Source organism: Bacillus sp. 2B09 (assembly GCF_003946835.1).
In the GTDB taxonomy this organism is placed as follows: domain Bacteria; phylum Bacillota; class Bacilli; order Bacillales; family Bacillaceae; genus Bacillus; species Bacillus altitudinis.
Window position 1 is genome coordinate 39,404 of record NZ_RPSG01000009.1, and the last position, 17,556, is coordinate 56,959.

General features: G+C 43.7%; 17 protein-coding genes. 5 read left to right on the plus strand and 12 right to left on the minus strand.

Going from position 1 to position 17,556, the window contains the following annotated elements:
- Window positions 1-26: 26 nt before the first annotated feature.
- The gene (pcrA, locus tag EBQ12_RS15900) at window positions 27-2,249 is read right to left on the minus strand and encodes a DNA helicase PcrA (RefSeq protein ID WP_017366764.1); all 2,223 of its coding nucleotides are present in this window, start codon (window positions 2,247-2,249) and stop codon (window positions 27-29) included.
- A 57-nt stretch (window positions 2,250-2,306) separates the two neighbouring features.
- A complete protein-coding gene (gene pcrB / locus EBQ12_RS15905) occupies window positions 2,307-2,999 on the minus strand; it encodes a heptaprenylglyceryl phosphate synthase (protein ID WP_008344257.1) in 693 nt (230 codons plus the stop codon).
- Window positions 3,000-3,272: 273 nt separating this feature from the next.
- Here pcrB and EBQ12_RS15910 point away from each other — a divergent pair, with 273 nt between their 5' ends.
- A complete protein-coding gene (locus EBQ12_RS15910; protein ID WP_230680595.1) occupies window positions 3,273-3,695 on the plus strand; it encodes a DUF2283 domain-containing protein in 423 nt (140 codons plus the stop codon).
- Here EBQ12_RS15910 and EBQ12_RS15915 read toward each other — a convergent pair.
- Complete coding sequence (locus EBQ12_RS15915) at window positions 3,676-3,906, minus strand: hypothetical protein (RefSeq protein ID WP_017366762.1); 231 nt, start codon at window positions 3,904-3,906, stop codon at window positions 3,676-3,678. The two genes, EBQ12_RS15910 and EBQ12_RS15915, sit on opposite strands and share 20 nt — an antisense overlap.
- A gap of 139 nt (window positions 3,907-4,045) precedes the next feature.
- On the opposite strand from EBQ12_RS15915, the gene EBQ12_RS15920 reads away from it, so the two are divergent.
- Window positions 4,046-5,626, plus strand: coding sequence for an FMN-binding glutamate synthase family protein (locus EBQ12_RS15920; protein WP_048002157.1), 1,581 nt, complete (start codon window positions 4,046-4,048; stop codon window positions 5,624-5,626).
- 93 nt (window positions 5,627-5,719) lie between these two features.
- Window positions 5,720-6,250 carry a DUF3916 domain-containing protein gene (locus EBQ12_RS15925; RefSeq protein WP_125590647.1) on the plus strand — a complete coding sequence of 177 codons (531 nt, stop codon included), beginning with the start codon at window positions 5,720-5,722 and terminating at the stop codon, window positions 6,248-6,250.
- A 57-nt stretch (window positions 6,251-6,307) separates the two neighbouring features.
- On the opposite strand, the gene EBQ12_RS15930 is transcribed toward EBQ12_RS15925, so the two are convergent.
- Together EBQ12_RS15930 and EBQ12_RS15935 are read right to left on the minus strand one after the other, a co-directional pair.
- On the minus strand, window positions 6,308-6,622 hold the full coding sequence (locus EBQ12_RS15930) for a YerC/YecD family TrpR-related protein (protein WP_007496879.1): 315 nt from the start codon (window positions 6,620-6,622) through the stop codon (window positions 6,308-6,310).
- 532 nt (window positions 6,623-7,154) lie between these two features.
- A complete protein-coding gene (locus EBQ12_RS15935; protein ID WP_041093185.1) occupies window positions 7,155-8,897 on the minus strand; it encodes an adenine deaminase C-terminal domain-containing protein in 1,743 nt (580 codons plus the stop codon).
- A 125-nt stretch (window positions 8,898-9,022) separates the two neighbouring features.
- On the opposite strand from EBQ12_RS15935, the gene EBQ12_RS15940 reads away from it, so the two are divergent.
- Window positions 9,023-9,244, plus strand: a complete 222-nt coding sequence (locus EBQ12_RS15940; RefSeq protein ID WP_008344274.1) for a YgaP family membrane protein — start codon at window positions 9,023-9,025, stop codon at window positions 9,242-9,244.
- Window positions 9,245-9,269: 25 nt separating this feature from the next.
- Here EBQ12_RS15940 and EBQ12_RS15945 read toward each other — a convergent pair whose 3' ends face one another.
- The 4 genes from EBQ12_RS15945 to EBQ12_RS15960 are packed head-to-tail and all read right to left on the minus strand — an operon-like array spanning window position 9,270 to window position 13,254.
- Window positions 9,270-10,535 (minus strand): peptidase, encoded by a 1,266-nt coding sequence (locus tag EBQ12_RS15945; protein ID WP_125590649.1) that lies wholly within the window; start codon window positions 10,533-10,535, stop codon window positions 9,270-9,272.
- Window positions 10,536-10,549: 14 nt separating this feature from the next.
- On the minus strand, window positions 10,550-11,215 hold the full coding sequence (locus EBQ12_RS15950; protein WP_035391442.1) for a 3-oxoacid CoA-transferase subunit B: 666 nt from the start codon (window positions 11,213-11,215) through the stop codon (window positions 10,550-10,552).
- Window positions 11,191-11,877 carry a CoA transferase subunit A gene (locus EBQ12_RS15955; protein WP_125590651.1) on the minus strand — a complete coding sequence of 229 codons (687 nt, stop codon included), beginning with the start codon at window positions 11,875-11,877 and terminating at the stop codon, window positions 11,191-11,193. The genes EBQ12_RS15950 and EBQ12_RS15955 overlap by 25 nt, the downstream gene beginning before the upstream one ends.
- A 12-nt stretch (window positions 11,878-11,889) precedes the next feature.
- On the minus strand, window positions 11,890-13,254 hold the full coding sequence (locus EBQ12_RS15960; RefSeq protein WP_125590653.1) for an aspartate aminotransferase family protein: 1,365 nt from the start codon (window positions 13,252-13,254) through the stop codon (window positions 11,890-11,892).
- Window positions 13,255-13,445: 191 nt separating this feature from the next.
- On the opposite strand from EBQ12_RS15960, the gene EBQ12_RS15965 reads away from it, so the two are divergent.
- Window positions 13,446-15,104, plus strand: a complete 1,659-nt coding sequence (locus EBQ12_RS15965; protein WP_125590655.1) for a PucR family transcriptional regulator — start codon at window positions 13,446-13,448, stop codon at window positions 15,102-15,104.
- Here EBQ12_RS15965 and ablB read toward each other — a convergent pair.
- From ablB to purD, 3 genes are all read right to left on the minus strand, one after another.
- Window positions 15,099-15,944, minus strand: a complete 846-nt coding sequence (gene ablB, locus EBQ12_RS15970) for a putative beta-lysine N-acetyltransferase (protein ID WP_046342864.1) — start codon at window positions 15,942-15,944, stop codon at window positions 15,099-15,101. The two genes, EBQ12_RS15965 and ablB, sit on opposite strands and share 6 nt — an antisense overlap.
- A 19-nt stretch (window positions 15,945-15,963) precedes the next feature.
- Window positions 15,964-16,155, minus strand: coding sequence for a hypothetical protein (locus tag EBQ12_RS15975; protein WP_017359816.1), 192 nt, complete (start codon window positions 16,153-16,155; stop codon window positions 15,964-15,966).
- Window positions 16,156-16,275: 120 nt separating this feature from the next.
- Entirely contained in the window at window positions 16,276-17,550 is a 1,275-nt protein-coding gene (gene purD / locus EBQ12_RS15980) for a phosphoribosylamine--glycine ligase (protein ID WP_125590657.1), read from the minus strand.
- Between the last annotated feature and the right edge of the window lie 6 nt (window positions 17,551-17,556).

A 17,556-nucleotide genomic window follows, 5' to 3' on the forward strand; every position in this document is an offset into this window, starting at 1 on the left:
TCATCCGTTTTGTCAGTCCTATCAGTTTATTGCTTTTCGATTGGCGCAAATGCGGCAAGGAGACGCTTAATGCCTGTAGGGCTTGGGAAGGCAATATCAAGCTCTGTACTATCTCCACTACCTTTTACACTCACAACCGTGCCAACGCCCCATTTTTTATGAGCGGCTTTATCACCGACAGCCCAGCCAATGCTGCCGCCGCCTGTGTTTTGAATGGTTTGCGTTTGTGGACGTGAGACAGGCCCTCGTCTTTGCGGTCTTTCTCTCGTTTGGCCAAACGGTGTTTTCGTTTCTTTTTTCTCATTTAGGTTGTCCAATAAATCAGCTGGTATTTCTCTGATAAATCGTGATTCCAGATTCATGTTCGTCCGGCCGAATAACGTTCTCATTTTTGCACTTGATAAATAAAGCTCTTCTTCGGCCCGTGTGATCCCTACATAAGCAAGACGGCGCTCTTCTTCCATCTCTGCATCTTCCATTAATGAACGGCTGTGCGGGAAGACGCCTTCCTCCATTCCCATTAAGAACACAACAGGGAATTCAAGTCCTTTTGCTGCGTGGAGGGTCATTAAAATGACCGCATCCTGATCTTCTTCCTCTGCCTCATCCAGCTTATCAATGTCTGCGACGAGGGCGAGGTCTGTCAGGAAGGTGACAAGTGATTTATCTTCATTTTGTTCTTCAAAGTTTTTAGTGACCGATAGAAACTCGTCAATATTTTCTAAACGGCTTTGTGCTTCAATCGTTTTTTCGATCTTCAGCGCTTCACGGTAACCTGTTTTCTCTAGGATCTCTTCCGTTAATTCAGTGACAGATAAATAATCCTGCATATTTGTCATTTGATCAATGAGCTGTTTGAACTCATCAAGTGCATTGGCTGCTCTTGCACTGAGTCCAATGAAATCCACCTGACCAAGTGCTTCAAACATAGAGAGATCATTCATTTCTGCGTATGCGGCAATTTTATCAACAGAAGTCGCCCCAATTCCACGCTTTGGTACGTTGACAATGCGTGCAAAACTAATATCGTCATCTGGATTTGCCACAAGGCGTAAGTATGCCAAAATGTCCTTGATCTCTTTTCTGTCATAGAACTTCGTGCCACCGACGATGTTGTATTGAATGTTCGCCTTCATTAACGTTTCCTCTATGACACGTGACTGAGCGTTCGTTCGATAGAGGATCGCAAAATCAGATAATTTACGCTTGCCGCTCTGATGAAGCTGACGAATCTTTCCAGCGACAAATTGACCTTCACCGAATTCATTATCCGCACGGTAATAGGCAATCTTCGCTCCTTCGTCATTTTCTGTCCAAAGGTTTTTTGGCTTGCGGTTTGAATTGTTTTGAATGACCGTGTTTGCGGCATTCAGAATACGTTTAGTCGATCTGTAATTTTGCTCAAGCAAAATCACTTCACTGGACGGATAATCTTTTTCAAAGGAAAGAATGTTTGTAATATCCGCTCCACGCCAGCGGTAGATGGACTGATCCGAGTCACCGACCACACATATATTTTGAAAACGCTGCGCGAGCAATTTCACAAGCATGTACTGCGCTCTGTTCGTATCCTGATACTCATCGACATGAATGTATTGGAATTTTCGCTGATAGTGTTCTAATACTTCAGGAATTCGCTCAAACAGACGAATCGTCATCATAATAAGATCATCAAAATCGAGTGATTGGTTTTTGAGTAATCGTTTTTGATAATCTGTGTAGACATCGCTCACGACTTGATCGTAAAAGTCACCGGCTGTTTTTGCGTATTCCTCTGCGTCAATGAGTTCGTTTTTTGCACTACTGATTGAACCTAAAATGCTACGTGGATCAAACTTTTTAGGATCGATATTTCGTTCTTTTAAAATGTTCTTAATGACTGAAAGCTGGTCAGATGTGTCTAATATAGAAAAGTTGCGATTCACACCAATACGGTCAATATCGCGTCGTAAAATGCGTACACACATGCTGTGGAACGTAGAGATCCAAATGTCATCCGCACCAGGCCCTAAAATGGCTTGTACACGCTCACGCATTTCTCTTGCTGCTTTATTTGTAAAGGTAATCGCTAAAATATTCCACGGTGCCACATGCTTTTCTGCCATTAAATACGCAATTCGATGCGTGAGCACTCGTGTTTTTCCACTACCTGCTCCTGCCATCAGTAGCAGCGGCCCGTCTGTTGCTTTGACCGCTTCTTTCTGCGCGTCATTCAGCCCTTCTAATAGATGATTCGATATTTCATTCATTTCATTCACCGCCAATTCGAACTTATGTTCTATTTTAACCCGTTTCGTCTTGTTTGACTATGATGACTTTTTCACTGCGTCGACTGTCTTTAACGCTTCTTTAAAATTGTCATAAATGACGTTCCCCACGACGACAACGTCTGCATGCTGTGCAAAGTCTTTCGCCTGCTCTTCGCTTTCAATACCGCCGCCATAAAATAGAACCGTTTCATGTAGCACTGCTTTGGTTTCTTTCACAAGCTCTATGTCTCCAAGCGTCCCGCTGTATTCTAAGTAAAAGATGGGTAGTTTCATCAAGTGCTCTGCCACTCTCGCATATGCCCTTACGTCATCTATATCCAGTGCCGTATTTGCCTCTGTCAGCTTAGCCGCTTTACACTCTTCGTTTAAGATGACATATCCTTCCGGCACAATCTCTTCCATTGACATCAAATCACCGTATTCCTTCATCGCATCCTTATGCAGACCAACAATCCAATCAGGATGAGCGCTGTTTAACACAGTGGGGATAAAATACAGGTCAAAGCCAGGCACAATCATCTCATGTGTCGAGATTTCAAGGACACATGGCACAAGAAAGCGGCGCACCTTTGACATCAGTTGCAGCACGTTGTCTTCTGTCACGTTGTCACTGCCGCCAATTAAAATGGCATCCGTACCGGATTCACAAATCGCTTCAAGTTGTTCATCGGAAATCTCTTTATTTGGATCGAGTTTAAAGACATGCTTCCACTCGGTAACATCATACATGAAAAACGTTCCTCCATTCGTTTCATTCCATTTAAATATTATAACAAAATCAGACACCGCAAAAAATGGGTAACCTCCTTCAGCTAAAAGTTTCATTCTTTTGAAAATAGTCGATTTTCACTTTAGGCGAGGTGAATGGAGACTATATGAAAAGCTCCACTTCAATAGGAGCTGAGTGAGATCAATAGATGGATACTGAACTGAAATGAGAGCTACTTCATCTCATCACATGATATTATACATGAAAGGAACATTTGACTATCGACCAAGCAGGTGAATGATTTGAAAAGAACCATCACATATGATCAAACGATCGACATCGGATACATCTATCTCATCCCGCCTCGAATCGGGACAATCAAAGAAACCATTGAATTAGACGTGAATGAATGTGTGAACGTAGACATCGACAAAGAGGACCGAGTGGCTGGGCTGGAGTTATTTGCAGAAGAAGCAGAGGTGTTGAAACACACACCCGTTTATGAAGACGAGCTTTCCTTACGTTTTACGGATCAGGAAGTTCTCTCAACCTATCATTTATCGGGCATTGAATTTCTTTTCTCGACGCCTGATCACGAAGGGTTGATCGGTTTTACGATTGTCGATCCTCTTCGATATCACATCAAAAAAAAGACAAGAAAAAACCGTTTTGAATGGTCAAAACGGTTTTTTAAAGCTATTGTCTCACTTCATTAAAATAATGAACAGATGTCATGGCCCCTTCATCGACCATCTTGTTGTCTTGAATATCTAATGGATCAGGGTGTCCAGCTTTTTCAGGAACCTTTTCATCTGATCGGAACATGCTTGCCCATTTTTTGAGATGCTGTTTATTTTTCACTGCTAATAACACTGCACCACCAACCCCTAATCCTGCAAGTACATACGCATTCGGACGCTTATTCATGTATGTTCCCTCCCCTTATGATCTTATTTGTAAGTTACCCCGCCTTTTCATTTCTAAACGTCACAATCTGTTGAAGTGGTTTCTCTTTCAATGAAAAGTGGAATAACAACAGTAATGATAGAGAAAAGAGGGGATTTTCGTGACAACAACTTTCATTGTCATTGGCGCATTATTAGTGATTTTTTTCATCATACCAATCATTTTATTCATCTGGATTTGGATGCGAGATGAAAAACAGGAAGAGCATTCTGTCCTACGAAATTATCCGGTCATTGGAAAATTGCGGTTCATTTTTGAAAAAATAGGACCTGAGCTTCGTCAATATCTGTTTCTAAATGATCGAGAGGAGCTTCCTTTCTCAAGAAGAGAATACGAGCAAGCTGTCATGTCTGGGAAGTACAAAAGCCGGACAATGGGCTTTGGATCAAAACGTGATTTTGACAAGCCTGGTTACTATATTCGCAACGTCCTATTTCCAAAGCAGCGAGATGAGTTACGCATCGATCAATCTGAAAAAATCCAAACAAAAGTGTATCAGATCGATCAAGACAATTTACTGAGAAGAAGTGAACACACGAAAGAAGTCGAAGCAAAACCTTATTATCTCCATGAAGAAGATGTACAAATCATTGGTGAACATACGTGCCAAAAACCCTTCCACGTCAAAGGATTAATCGGTCAATCAGCCATGAGCTACGGCTCATTAGGCGACCGGGCGATTACGGCTCTATCCTCCGGCTTAAAAATGGCTGGCGGCACATGGATGAACACAGGTGAAGGCGGGCTTTCGCCTTACCATCTCAAAGGGGGCGCCGATATCATTTGCCAGATTGGACCTGGTTTATTTGGGGTTCGAACGGAGGATGGCGCATTTTCGTTTGAAGAGTTTAAGAAAAAAAGTGAGCATGATGAAGTAAAAGCCTTTGAACTCAAGCTAGCACAAGGAGCGAAAACACGCGGGGGACACATTGACGGTGAAAAAGTCACAGAAGAAATTGCCCAAATCCGTAAACTGCCGCCACACCAATCCATTGACAGTCCGAACCGGTTCGAGATGTTTCACTCCATTCCTGACATGCTTGATTTTATTGAACAACTGCGAAACATCGGCGGAAAACCAGTTGGAATCAAGCTAGTTGTTGGACATAAAGAAGATATCGAGGAGCTTGCTCTCTATATGAAAAAAAGCGGAAAACATCCTGATTTCATTACAGTGGATGGCGGAGAAGGTGGCACAGGTGCTTCCTTTCATGAACTGGCTGATTCCGCCGGCCTGCCCATTTTCACCGCACTGCCGATGGTCCATCAAATTTTGAAGAAATACGGGGTTCGAGATCAACTCAAGCTGTTTGCGTCTGGTAAACTTCTCTCCCCTGATAAAATCGCCATTGCCCTTTCCATGGGAGCGGATTTTGTGAATATCGCACGGGGATTGATGTTCTCGGTTGGCTGTATTCGGGCGCAAGTATGCCACACGAATAAATGCCCTGTTGGGGTTGCCACCACAGATCCAAAGCTGCAAAAAGGTTTATCCATTGAAGAAAAGAAATACCGCGTCTGCAATTATATCCTGTCCCTTAGAGAAGGTTTGTTTAATTTATGCGCAGCAGCTGGAATTGAATCACCTATTCATTTTAACGAAAAACATATTATTTTTAGACAAGAAAACGGTCAGACAAGTGAAGTCCCTATGTTCTCAGGCACAGAGCAGTCTGTCTAGTTTAAAAAGGTGCGTTTCCGCACCTTTTTTCGTTGACATTCTTGCTCAATCACGTATAAAGAACTTAATAGATCTATGATAAGGAGAAAGAGTATGCGTGAAAAAAAGGTCCGCGGTATGAAACGAAAGACTCAACAGATCATAAAAGAAATGAACGCACATACGCAGTCGTTTCCGGCGAATGTTTCTGACTACTGGCACCTGCCTCTACCAGCGGCTTATGATTTTATGACGTCCAACAGAACACCGAAAAAGATCAAACGTCTATGCATTCAAACTCTATTGAATAGAGCGGAGCATCTCATTGATTTGAAACCAAACGACGGGGACATATATCGTGTCGTGGTCGCAGTCGATCTGCCTGGATTATGGCATTCACAAATCATTGTGTTTAAAGGGGATTCTTATGTGAAAGATTTCTTCAACAGACAAGATAAGTATCAGACATGGCTTCCCCTTTCTGATCAGAGAAATATTCAAAAAGAATGGGATTTATCTGTTGCACAAAATATGCGAACCATCGGTTTTAAGGAAGTAATCACTGATGACGATGAAGTGTCCTATGAAGGTGAACGATGGTTTATGGGGGAACTTGATGATATCAAAAAGAGCCATTTCAAATGAAATGGCTTTTTTTGTTCAACTTCAAAACGACAAATAATATTTGCAGTGAAAGCTGCTTTATTTTGTTTCGTCCGTTGCTTGTTGCTCTGCTACGCGGTCAAGTGCCATCGTATAGGCATCATTTCCGTAGTTCAAGCAGCGTTTGACACGTGAGATAGTGGCTGTACTTGCACCTGTTTCCGTTTCAATTTTGTGATACGTATTTCCCTCGCGAAGCATACGCGCTACTTCAAGACGCTGTGATAAAGATTGGATTTCATTGATGGTGCACAAATCATCAAAAAATCGATAACATTCTTCCAGGTCTTTAAGGGATAAGATGGAGTTGAATAGCTGATCTAAGCTTTTGCCCCTTAATTTATCAATTTGCATCTTTATACATCTTCTCCTTTACTATTGGCACACCGCTTCGCACTGACTTTTCCGAGAAAGCGGTATCTTTCCTGACTCATTTTTTTCAACCTCAGCAATGAGCTTTGAACGAATCATGACAGGTTTGGTTCTACGCTGAAAATGCTATCAGGTTCTTTCGTAAGCCGAAGCTTCTTTATCGTAAACAAATTCGACAAGTTTTGTCATATTCCTTGTGCGACAATCTGACAAACTTGTTTGCCTCCGATATCTAGAACACTTCTGCTCTGTTAAGTCTTTCCCTAAAAAAACAGTATGTGTAGAAAGCTTGGCGAGACGACAAACCTGCGCCCCGCCTTGCTTAATTATTCAAAATATGTTGGTCGGCCAGCGTAACCGACAGATTCATTTTACAATTGGGCACTTCATTCGTCATGTCAAAGCCCTATGCTTTGTCACCATATCTAGCAGCGAAGAGATCTCTTGCTCACTTCTGCCCTATAACAGCGGTCAGAAATCTAGCAAATATGATACAGCTCCACTCTGTTATATTTTAACGCATTATAGACGGAAAGAGTACAGTTTTTTTCATGACATCAAATATTCCTCTTGGTGTCACTCGAATATACGGCAAGTGTGTGCTTTGGAAAAAGACAAGTGTATCAATCGGGCAGTCAAATGGATACCCTCGCTCAATGAGTAGCTCGCGTAACGTTTGCTCCTGCTGAAGAACCGTTTCAAACGGTTCAGCTGATGCACAGCCTGATAATTGCAGCGGGATTTCATGCAAAATCTTTCCGTTTTCTGTGAGCACAATTCCCCCGCCAATTTCTTTCATTCGCTTATGAGCAAGCATCATATCATCTTTATTTTTCCCAATCACTAAAATGTCACCAGTGGTTGAAAATGAGCTGACAAACCCTTGCACCTTGTTTGCAAATCCTTTTAACATTGTGTTCACGCGCCACTCGCCTTTTCGATCAATCAGACTGAAGAAGCTTTGATCATGGTCACAGGACAGCTGATTGACAGAGTTATCAATCTCCACTGTATAAGGCTCCATAATGACAGCATTTCGCATTTTGACACCGAGCGGCATTGAGAATTGCAAGTCACTCATCGTCAGGTCATAGCTTAAATCTAATGGTTCGAGCCCGCCATTTTCCCATTTTGTCTCTTGGAATTGATGCTGGTTCTCCCCCTCTAATTTAAGGATCACCCCTTTAGAAATAACCGTTTCTGGATTTGGATTCATCGGATCATCTAAGATATTCAAAGAAGCCAATCGACCAGGACCGACCACGCCTAATAAGTCATCAATTTGATAGTATTTCGCAATGTTAAAGGTCGCCATATTGTACGCATCAATAGTAGGCACGCCTTCTTCAAGGGCAATGGAAATGAGACGATTGATCATGCCTTCTTCATAAAAATGAGGTGCTGATCCATCTGTTGTATAGAAAAAGTGATCGTAGTGCCTAAAGTCACGCTCATGCAACTCTCTTAAAATGTTCACTAAATCTGGGCGGATGGAAGAATGACGCAAGGACACATGATAGCCAAGAGACAAGCGTTTGAGCACATCGTCTGCATTCATTGCTTCATGATCACTGTCCGCTCCAAACAGCTTCATTTTTGTTAGCGTTTTCTCAGAAGCCCCAGGGAAATGTCCTTCAATTCGTTTTCTCTGCTTCTTCGTTTCTTGCATGCAATATAAAATGAGATCATCACCGTCCATTAATCTTGGCCAGCTCGTTAATTCGCCGCCTTGAAGGACGTCGGGATGATCAATCCATTCTTTCCGATAGTTAATAGGAAGCATCTCATCTTCATACCTGACCTCGGTTTGAAGATCGTATCTGGACCACCAGAAATACTGAAATGGCTGCTTTTTTAATTCACATAGAGTGGAAAGCGCTTTCTTTTCATTGCTTTGCAAAAGAAGAAATAAGTTATCGCTGACCATCGTTGTTGTGCCAAATTGAGACACATATTCTGCAAGTGATTGGGGATTATAAATATGGAACGGATGCGCGTGAGGTTCAATATACCCCGGCACAATGTATTTACCTTCACAATCAATCACACGTTTAGCTGATTTATTTTGAGGAAGCTCTGCTCCGACATAAACAATTCGATCATCATGTATCCAAATATTTGCCTTCACCCATTGCTTCAAAAACGGGTTTAGCACGAGTCCATTCGTTAAAAGGAGTGTTGGAACTATTTTTGAGTCGACTACATCGATTTGTGTGCGGATGTCATTGTTTCTCCAATTAAAAGTACGTTCGGACATTCACATACTCTCCTTCATTTGTATTAGCCCTATCGTAACATAACGAACCACGTTACGCATTAATGAAACGTTACAATTTCTTGAAATCACACTTAAAATAATTTAAAAAAGGAGAATCACTTGCAATGAAACCTAATCTTGGCTTAATGGAAGCGCTCATGAGAATTGCCTGCGGAATGACGATATGTACTGTAGCTGGATCCTTATATGCTCGAAAACCATGGAGTAAAATGCTGCTTTTCGGCATCATGCTCGGCGGATTAAAATTGGGATCTGGTATTCTTCGTTTTTGTCCAGTGACCTATATGTGTGAGCAGCAGAATACACATAAAGAGAAGGCTGAGTAGACAGCCTTCTTTTTTTGTGTGTGAATCACTCCGCTGCTTCGCACCATTTGACCAACGTACCAGCAATGATTTCTGCTGCTTCAATGACATGTTTGATCTCAATAGATTCATTCGGGAAATGGGCAAGCTCTGTCGTTCCAGGTCCAAACACAATGATTGGGATATCCGCTGCTTGTGACAGTAATCCGCCGTCTGTCCCCCAAGGGGCGGCTTCTACCTTTGGCGGGTGCTGCATGACCTCTTCATATTGTTCCTTCAATAGACCTAAAAGCGGGTGATCAGAGTCGATTGACCCTGGAAGCCATCTAGCACCAAACCATTCCACCTCCACAGGATGTTCTTGAAACCAATCATCCTTTTCCGCGAGTCCAGTCATCCAATTTTCTAATTCCTTCTCTGCCTGCTCAACTGTCTCACCTGGCATCACACCTAGCCTGCCTTCCATTGTGACAAGATCTGCAACAGAGGACGGCCAATCACCGCCTTGAATTTTCCCAATGTTGATTGGAATTGGAATCGGGATATGCTGAAACAGCGGCTCCGTCACTCGCTGATTTCTTTCTTTTTCTAGTGCCGCTATATGAGAAAGGACCACCGTGCTCTTTTCAATAGCAGAAACACCGTGATACCTTGTTCCGCCATGAGCTGCCCTTCCTTTAATATGCAGCCTGAACCACTTTGATCCTTGCTGAATCGGAAAAATGTTCATATGACTTGGCTCTGGAATGATGGCAGCATCCGCTGTGTACCCTTTCAATATTGCTGCAAGTGTGCCTGCTCCGCCGCTTTCCTCTTCAACGACACTATGAAACACCACATCTCCTTTCAGGGGAATCTGAAGCGCATGCAGTGCCTCAAGCGCAAAGAGTAAAGAAACGTTTCCACCTTTCATATCTGTTGCCCCGCGTCCATAAAGTCTCCCGTTTATGATATGCCCGCTGTAAGGCGGATATGTCCATTGATTCTTATCTCCTGCCGGAACCACATCTACGTGCCCGTTTAATAAAATCGATTTGCCGCCACCTTTTCCTTTCAATCGCCCAGCAACGTTTGGACTCCCTTGAAAAGATCGGCGCGGGGAATAAAAATAAGGATGCTCTAGTAATTCATCGCCGCCAATTTCCCAAACGTCTACATCAAAGCCAATGGCGGACAGTTTATTGGCCACGATCTGCTGCACGTCTTCTTCATTTCCTTGGGTGCTGTCACATTGCACCATTTGCTGAAGAAGCGTAATGGCTTCATCCTGATGCTCTTTCATCCAGTTTCTGATACGTATCATTGGCTGCAAGTCATTCATCCTTTCTACACAACAGATTTGACATCAGGCGCTAAAATTAATGGCGCTTCAGTCGCCCTTATGACATCTTCCGGCTGAAATGGCGGCATGACTTCACGTAAAATGAGCAGCTGAGACTTGACCTCAATGACCGCCATATCCGTAATAATCAAATCGACACACGCTTTAGCGGTTAAGGGCAATGTACAAGTCGATTTCACTTTAGATCGACCGTGTTTATCCAGATGGCTCATCACCACTACCACTTTTTTCGCTTTTTGCGCCAGCTCAATCGCTCCGCCCATACCCGGTACTCTTTTCCCCGGTACAATCCAATTGGCAAGATCCCCTTGGCTGCTTACTTCAAGTGCACCCAAAATCGTCATATCCAGCATGCCTTTTCGGATGATGCCAAAAGCAGTCGTACTGTCCATGTACGAGCCGCCCTTTGTTAACGTAATGGGAAAACCGCCGGCATTGCATAAATTCGGATCTTCTTCCCCTTGCAGAGGCGAGGCTCCTGCACCCATAATGCCGTTTTCTGCATGCAGCCACACCTCGTAATGTGATGGAATGTAATCTGCTGCTAGGGTCGGAATGCCGATCCCAAGATTCACAATCATGCCATCTTCAATTTCTTGTGCTGCTCTTTTGGCAATGCGGTGTCTTAAATCGATGTCTCCCATGCCCATGTCCAGTTCACTCCTTTTGATTGCACGATTTGATTCACAAATACGCCTGGCGTCACGATTTCTTCTGGATCGAGCTGCCCCGCTGCCACAATTTCTTCTGCCTCCGCAATGGTCCAGTCTCCTGCCATCGCCACAATCGGGTTTGTATTCCGTGCGCTTTTATCAAAAATGAGGTTTCCCACTTCATCTGCTTTGTAGGCATTGACGATGGCAATATCCGCTGTGAGCGCAGGCTCCAACATACAATTCTTCCCATTCAGCTCAACCAATTGTTTCTCATCAAGATTCAAGCTATCCATCCCAACATCTGTCACAATGCCCGCCAGCCCCATTCCGCCTGCTCTGATTTTTTCTGCAAGAATGCCCTGCGGATAAAAATGAACGTCTAATGTACCAGCCTGCATTTTCTGTCCGGCAATGGGATTTGAGCCGATATGAGAGGCGATGATTTTTTTCACTCTTCCTTCTGTGATGAGCCGGCCCACACCAATTTGCGGGAAACCTGCATCATTTCCGATCAATGTCAGATCTTGAATATTTGCTTCCAAAATGGCATCAATCAACGATGGTGGTGAACCCACGCCGCCAAATCCGCCAAACATGATGGTCATGCCATCTTTTAATCGCGTCATCACTTCATCCAAACCCACAGTTTTGTTCATGTTCGTTCCTCCTTACATAGCAGATGGGAAAAATCCTCGATTGATCACTTCTTGTTCGACTTGTGTGATGGTCTGCCCGAATAAATCAATCAGTTCATCCATTTCCTGCTGTGTGATGGAAAGCGGCGGTGCGATCATAACCGCTGCGCCTCCGACTCCATCCTCTCCAGCGCTTGCTGGATACACCAGCAGTCCATTTTGTTTTGCCGTTTCAACGACGAGATTGGTTATCTGAGCATGTGCAGGAAATGGCGTTTTGGATAAACGATCTGCGACAAACTCAATGCCAATCAGCAATCCCTTCCCTCTCACATCTCCTATGATGGAATGATTTACTTGCAGATCTTTTAAAGCATTCATCAGATATCGCCCAGAAAGGTCAGCCCGGTCGGGAAGCTGATGTTTTTTCATATATCGAATGACCGCTAATGAAACGGCTGCTGAAAGCGGATTGGCACTATATGTGTGCCCTGCCATGACAGAGCCGGAGCCGCTGATAATCGGTGCCATCACACGATCCGTTGAGACAACTGCTGCGATTGGAGAATAACCTGCGCTCATGCCCTTTCCAAGAACCATGATATCTGGTACCGTGCCCCAGTGTTCCATCGCAAACATTTTCCCAGTTCGTCCAAAGCCCGTCATGACTTCATCTGCGATCATTAAAATGTCGTTTTCTTCACAGACACGCTTCATCGCTTCGAAATATCCGTCTGGCGGCAGGAGCGCCGCTCCCGCTGCGCCAACAATCGGTTCGGCGATCAATGCGGCAATCCTCTCTTTTCCTATACGCTGGATGACGGTTTTAAATTCCTGGACATACCACTCGACCTGCTTGCTGTCTTCCTTTGGCAGCCATGACCTGTAGCTATAGGGCGGAGACAGCACTGGGTACTTTTCAAGCAGTGGTTCAAAACGCTCTCTCCTTGCAATATGACCTGACATCGACAGCGCCCCTAATGTAATGCCGTGGTAACTCATCCATCTTGAGATGATATGATTTTTTTCCGTCTTCCCCTGCTCCTGCCAATGCTGTATCGCCATTTTCATAGCAGTCTCCGTTGCCTCTGAACCGCTCCCTACAAAAAAAGACCAGTTCAGATCACCTGGGCAAAGTGTACTCAATTCATACGCTAGTTCTTCCGCTGGTTCATTCGTAAATTGTGACCTGTACGTAAAGCTCACCTTTTTCGCTTGCTCCGTCATCGCATCAATAATGTCTTGTATGCCATGTCCAATACTTGCCGTGACTGCCCCTGATGAGCCATCTATATATTTCTTTCCGTCCCGATCATATAAATAAATCCCCTCTCCTCTCACAGCCACAGGATATTGCTGATTTAACATCGGTTTGATTAAGTAATCCCGGGTCTCCACTTTGTCATTCCTCCCTCTCTTGTCAGCAGCTGCACTTTTCTTTTTACATGAATCGCAAGAAAATTTTGTATACTTGGTATAAGATTAGCTTAATCAAGAGGGCAGTCATCCTCCATTCGCCATATGCCCGAATTTCACACGTGTTTTTTATACATGGTGTATAAGAGTGTTCAAAAGGAGGTCATGAGTCTATGGCGATTCTCGTCAAAGATGCACTCTCGCTCGATATGATGAAAGAAACCAAACTGCTTGCTGGAGAAAATGGACTGGATCGTCTTATCCAGTGGGTGACCATTGTGGAAATTATTGAGGACACGTCTAGACTTTCAGAAGGAGAATTACTTGTTACAACTGGGTTTGGACTGACAGAAAATAAAGAAAGACGCATCCGGCTTGAAAAATTGATTCAATCTCATCGTCTTTCAGCCATTGCCATCTATAAAGGCGTGTACTTAACGGAAATTCCCGCATCACTCATTGAAGCCGCCGAAAATAGCGGTATTCCGCTCATCGAGATTCCGCCCCATGTCAATTTTTCAGACATCACAAAAGCCGTTTTAGAACAAATCGTCAGCAGTCAGCTCCATCAGCTCAAATATTCTTCCGCGATTCATCAAAGACTGACCCATTTAAATGTGAGCAATAAAAATGTCACGCAAATTACGGATGAACTGGCACATCTCACAGCAGCAAATATCGTGGTGCTGGATGTGTTTTTGCACCAAACAGCAGCTCATCTCGAAACAGACGAAGTGACCTATTCTCCTGCTTTTGGCTTTCTAACAGATGACGAACCGATTGAAACCTCTTCTCTGCTCAAGCAGGCAGAGGAAAAAGGTCGGCTCGTCTATGACACATATGGTGCGTTTGTTCTAGCGGCATGCCCCGTGATTGCAATGGGGGATATTTTCGGGTTCATTGTGGCGTTAAAGAAAAAAGAGACATGGCACCATCTCGATGCCATCGCCATTGAGCATGCCGGTGCGGTGTATGCGATTGAATGGTTGAAACAAAAAGCCATTCAAGATACAGAAAACCAAATGCAGGGGCATTTATTGGATGATATGCTGCAGCAGCAATACACAGAAGAAAGCTATGTCATCGAACAAGCAAGAAAGCTGCAATATGATATGAGCGAGGAACAAGTCGTCATCTACTTTCAATTTCAGCATCAGCACACACAGCTCGATCATCAAATGGTGCAGCGCCTATCCCAATTGCTCACATCCATTTTTGAACGCAGACAAATTCCTTTTTTATTAAAGGCAAGGCTTGATTCCATTTTCGTCCTGACACCAGCGGGGAAAAGCACTTTCCAAGAAACAAATTGGTATCGCGCATCAGAAGAATGCCGCAGTACTTGGTCTTATTTTTTCCCCGTCCATCCCATTGTGATTGGCATTGGAAGAGCCTACGACCAGATCAGTCTCTTTGCCAAAAGTGCAAAAGAAGCCCAGTATGCAGCAAGGCTTCTTCCTCTTTTGAAAACAGATGACAGCATCATTCATTATCAGAAGCTCGGTCTATATGGTATGCTACTTGAAATGAACGAAGCCGGAATGAATTTGCATGACTTTTACGTGGAGCTGTTAAGCCCGCTGCTTTATACAAAAAAACAAGGAGCTGACCTGATTCATACACTCGAAGTGTATTTGGCACACAATGAAAATATTCAAAAGTCAGCGGGGGAATTGTTTATTCACCGGCATACGTTAAGCTACCGGTTGAAACAAATTGAAACGAGAACAGGCTGCAGCCTCAAATCCACTGATGATCGGATGAAGCTGCAGCTCAGTATCATGGCGTACCGCCTATCTGGTCTGCTTGATCAGATGAGAACCATTTCATGATTCATTTGGCGTTTTGACCCATAGATTCATATCTTCAATTTTGTCAAAAATATAGCAGTTGTTTTGAAAGCGTCCGGTGTATGTATACCCGAGCTGATAAAATACTTGATTCATTCCATAGGACAGTGCACGGGCAAGAGAATAAAAGACATAAATGTGCATGGATTGAAGCTCTTGTTCGAGGGCTAGAATCAAATGATGCATGAATCCTAGTTTTCTGTATGTGGGAAGGGTTGCACAATCTGTTAGTTCTGCATGACCATACGGTACATTGATTTCAGCAGAAGCGGCACTTACAAGTTGACCGTCATGTTCAACGGCATAAAAAACCGTCCCTTCCTCCATTACCTTTCGGATGTAATCTGGCTCATTCATTGGCGTGGGGTACGTTTCAAAGACCGTATCATAGAGCGCTGCCAGCTTGTGCACATCCTCTGGACCGGCTTTCCTCATCACATACTCATCCTGCCACACGCCTTGGTCTTTTTTAATCGGCTTTTCTTGAATAGACGCAACGATTTCATCTTCCTTCAACCAAAATGGGCTGTTCATTCGATCTTCGGTCAGAAAGAGCGACATGCCCCATGCATCACTTCCGAGAAAATAATGAGAAAACACGCCTTCAAGCCGAAAGCCTTTTTCTAAAAAAAGAGGCATATGCTCACGCCTTACTTTTACAATGACCTTAGACGCCTTGCAGTCCGCCGCTTCCTGAAGCACGGACTGAATCACATCACGCACCCTGCCGCTATAATCATCCAAACGAATTCTCTCGTTAAATGAATCCATACAGATCAAAGCAGAAAAACGATCGTTTGCAAGCTTCTTCAATTGCACCATATACTCATTCCCCTCTTAGCTAATAAAAAAACTTCCAAATTAAAAATGAAGAAATAGCAATACCAGAAAAAATGGATAGGATCATATAACTAATGGCAAAGCCTTTTTTCAATTTATTCTGCTTAATGGCAGTCACCATGATGTTATTTATAGTTATGAGATATAAAACAAGCATGACGTTTGCAAAGATGATAAATGCTTTGATTTCCATGTTTCCTCCCTAAATCTATTCGTAATCCCATACTACTTCTTCATCATCTGCCCGCATCCCTCCTATGAACAGAAGAAGAAAAAACACCTTTCCATCTCGTCAGATAGAAAGGTGTTTTGATTAAACGTTTTTCCCCGCAGCCTTCAGCGCACGGGCGCCAATGTCACGGCGATAAAATAAACCTGACTGAATGATTTCTTCAACCGCTTCATACACTCTTGATCTTGCCGCTTCGAATGTGTCGTCAAATGCGGTCACATTCGCTACACGACCGCCATTTGTGACGAATTGATCGTTTTCCTTTTTCGTTCCTGCATGGAAGGTCACGACATCAGAGACCGTTGTTTGCAAAGCACCGATTGGCGTGCCTTTTGCGTAGTCTTCCGGGTATCCTTCTGATGCAAGAACGACACTGACAGCGGCTGTGTCTTTCCACTGCAAGTCCACATCTTTTCCATCTAGAATGTCGAGGAATACTTGGACTAGATCTGATTCAAGACGAGGGAGCACTACTTGCGTTTCAGGGTCGCCAAAGCGTGCATTGAACTCAATGACTTTTGAGCCTTCTGGTGTTAGCATTAAGCCTGCATATAAAATGCCTGTAAACGAACGCTCTTCCTGCACCATCGCGCGAGCTGCTGGTTTGACGACGTCTTCCACCGCTTTTTGTACGACTTCATCTGAAATTTGTGGAACCGGTGAATAAGCACCCATCCCGCCGGTGTTTGGTCCTTTGTCATCTTCAAATGCCCGTTTATGATCCTGTGCGATCACCATCGGATACACCTTTTCTCCATTGACAAAGGCCATCAGAGAAAACTCTTCACCTGTTAAAAATTCTTCAATGACAACCGATGCACTCGCATCACCAAACTTTTCATCCTCTAAAAAGTCATGCAGGCAGTTGATCGCCTCTTCAAGCGTCATTGCCACAGTCACGCCTTTTCCTGCGGCAAGCCCATCTGCTTTAATGACAATTGGGGCACCCTTTTCTTCCACATATGCCTTCGCTTCTTCAAACGATGTAAAGGTGGCATAAGCGGCTGTCGGGATATCATAATTTTTCATTAAATCTTTTGCAAATTCTTTTGAGCCTTCAATGACTGCGGCTTTTGCATTCGGTCCAAATACCTTTAGACCTGCTTCTTCAAATGCATCGACGACACCTGCAATTAAAGGAACCTCTGGACCGACAATTGTTAAGCCGATGTTATTGTCTTTTGCAAAACGAATTAACGCCTCATGATCACCTTCGTCGATCGGTACAAGCTTTGCTGCGTCTGTCATTCCATCATTGCCGGGTGCGACAAATACTTGGCTGACAAGTTCGCTTTGATTCACTTTCCATGCGATGGTATGCTCTCTTCCGCCTCTGCCGATAATTAATACGTTCACACTGTC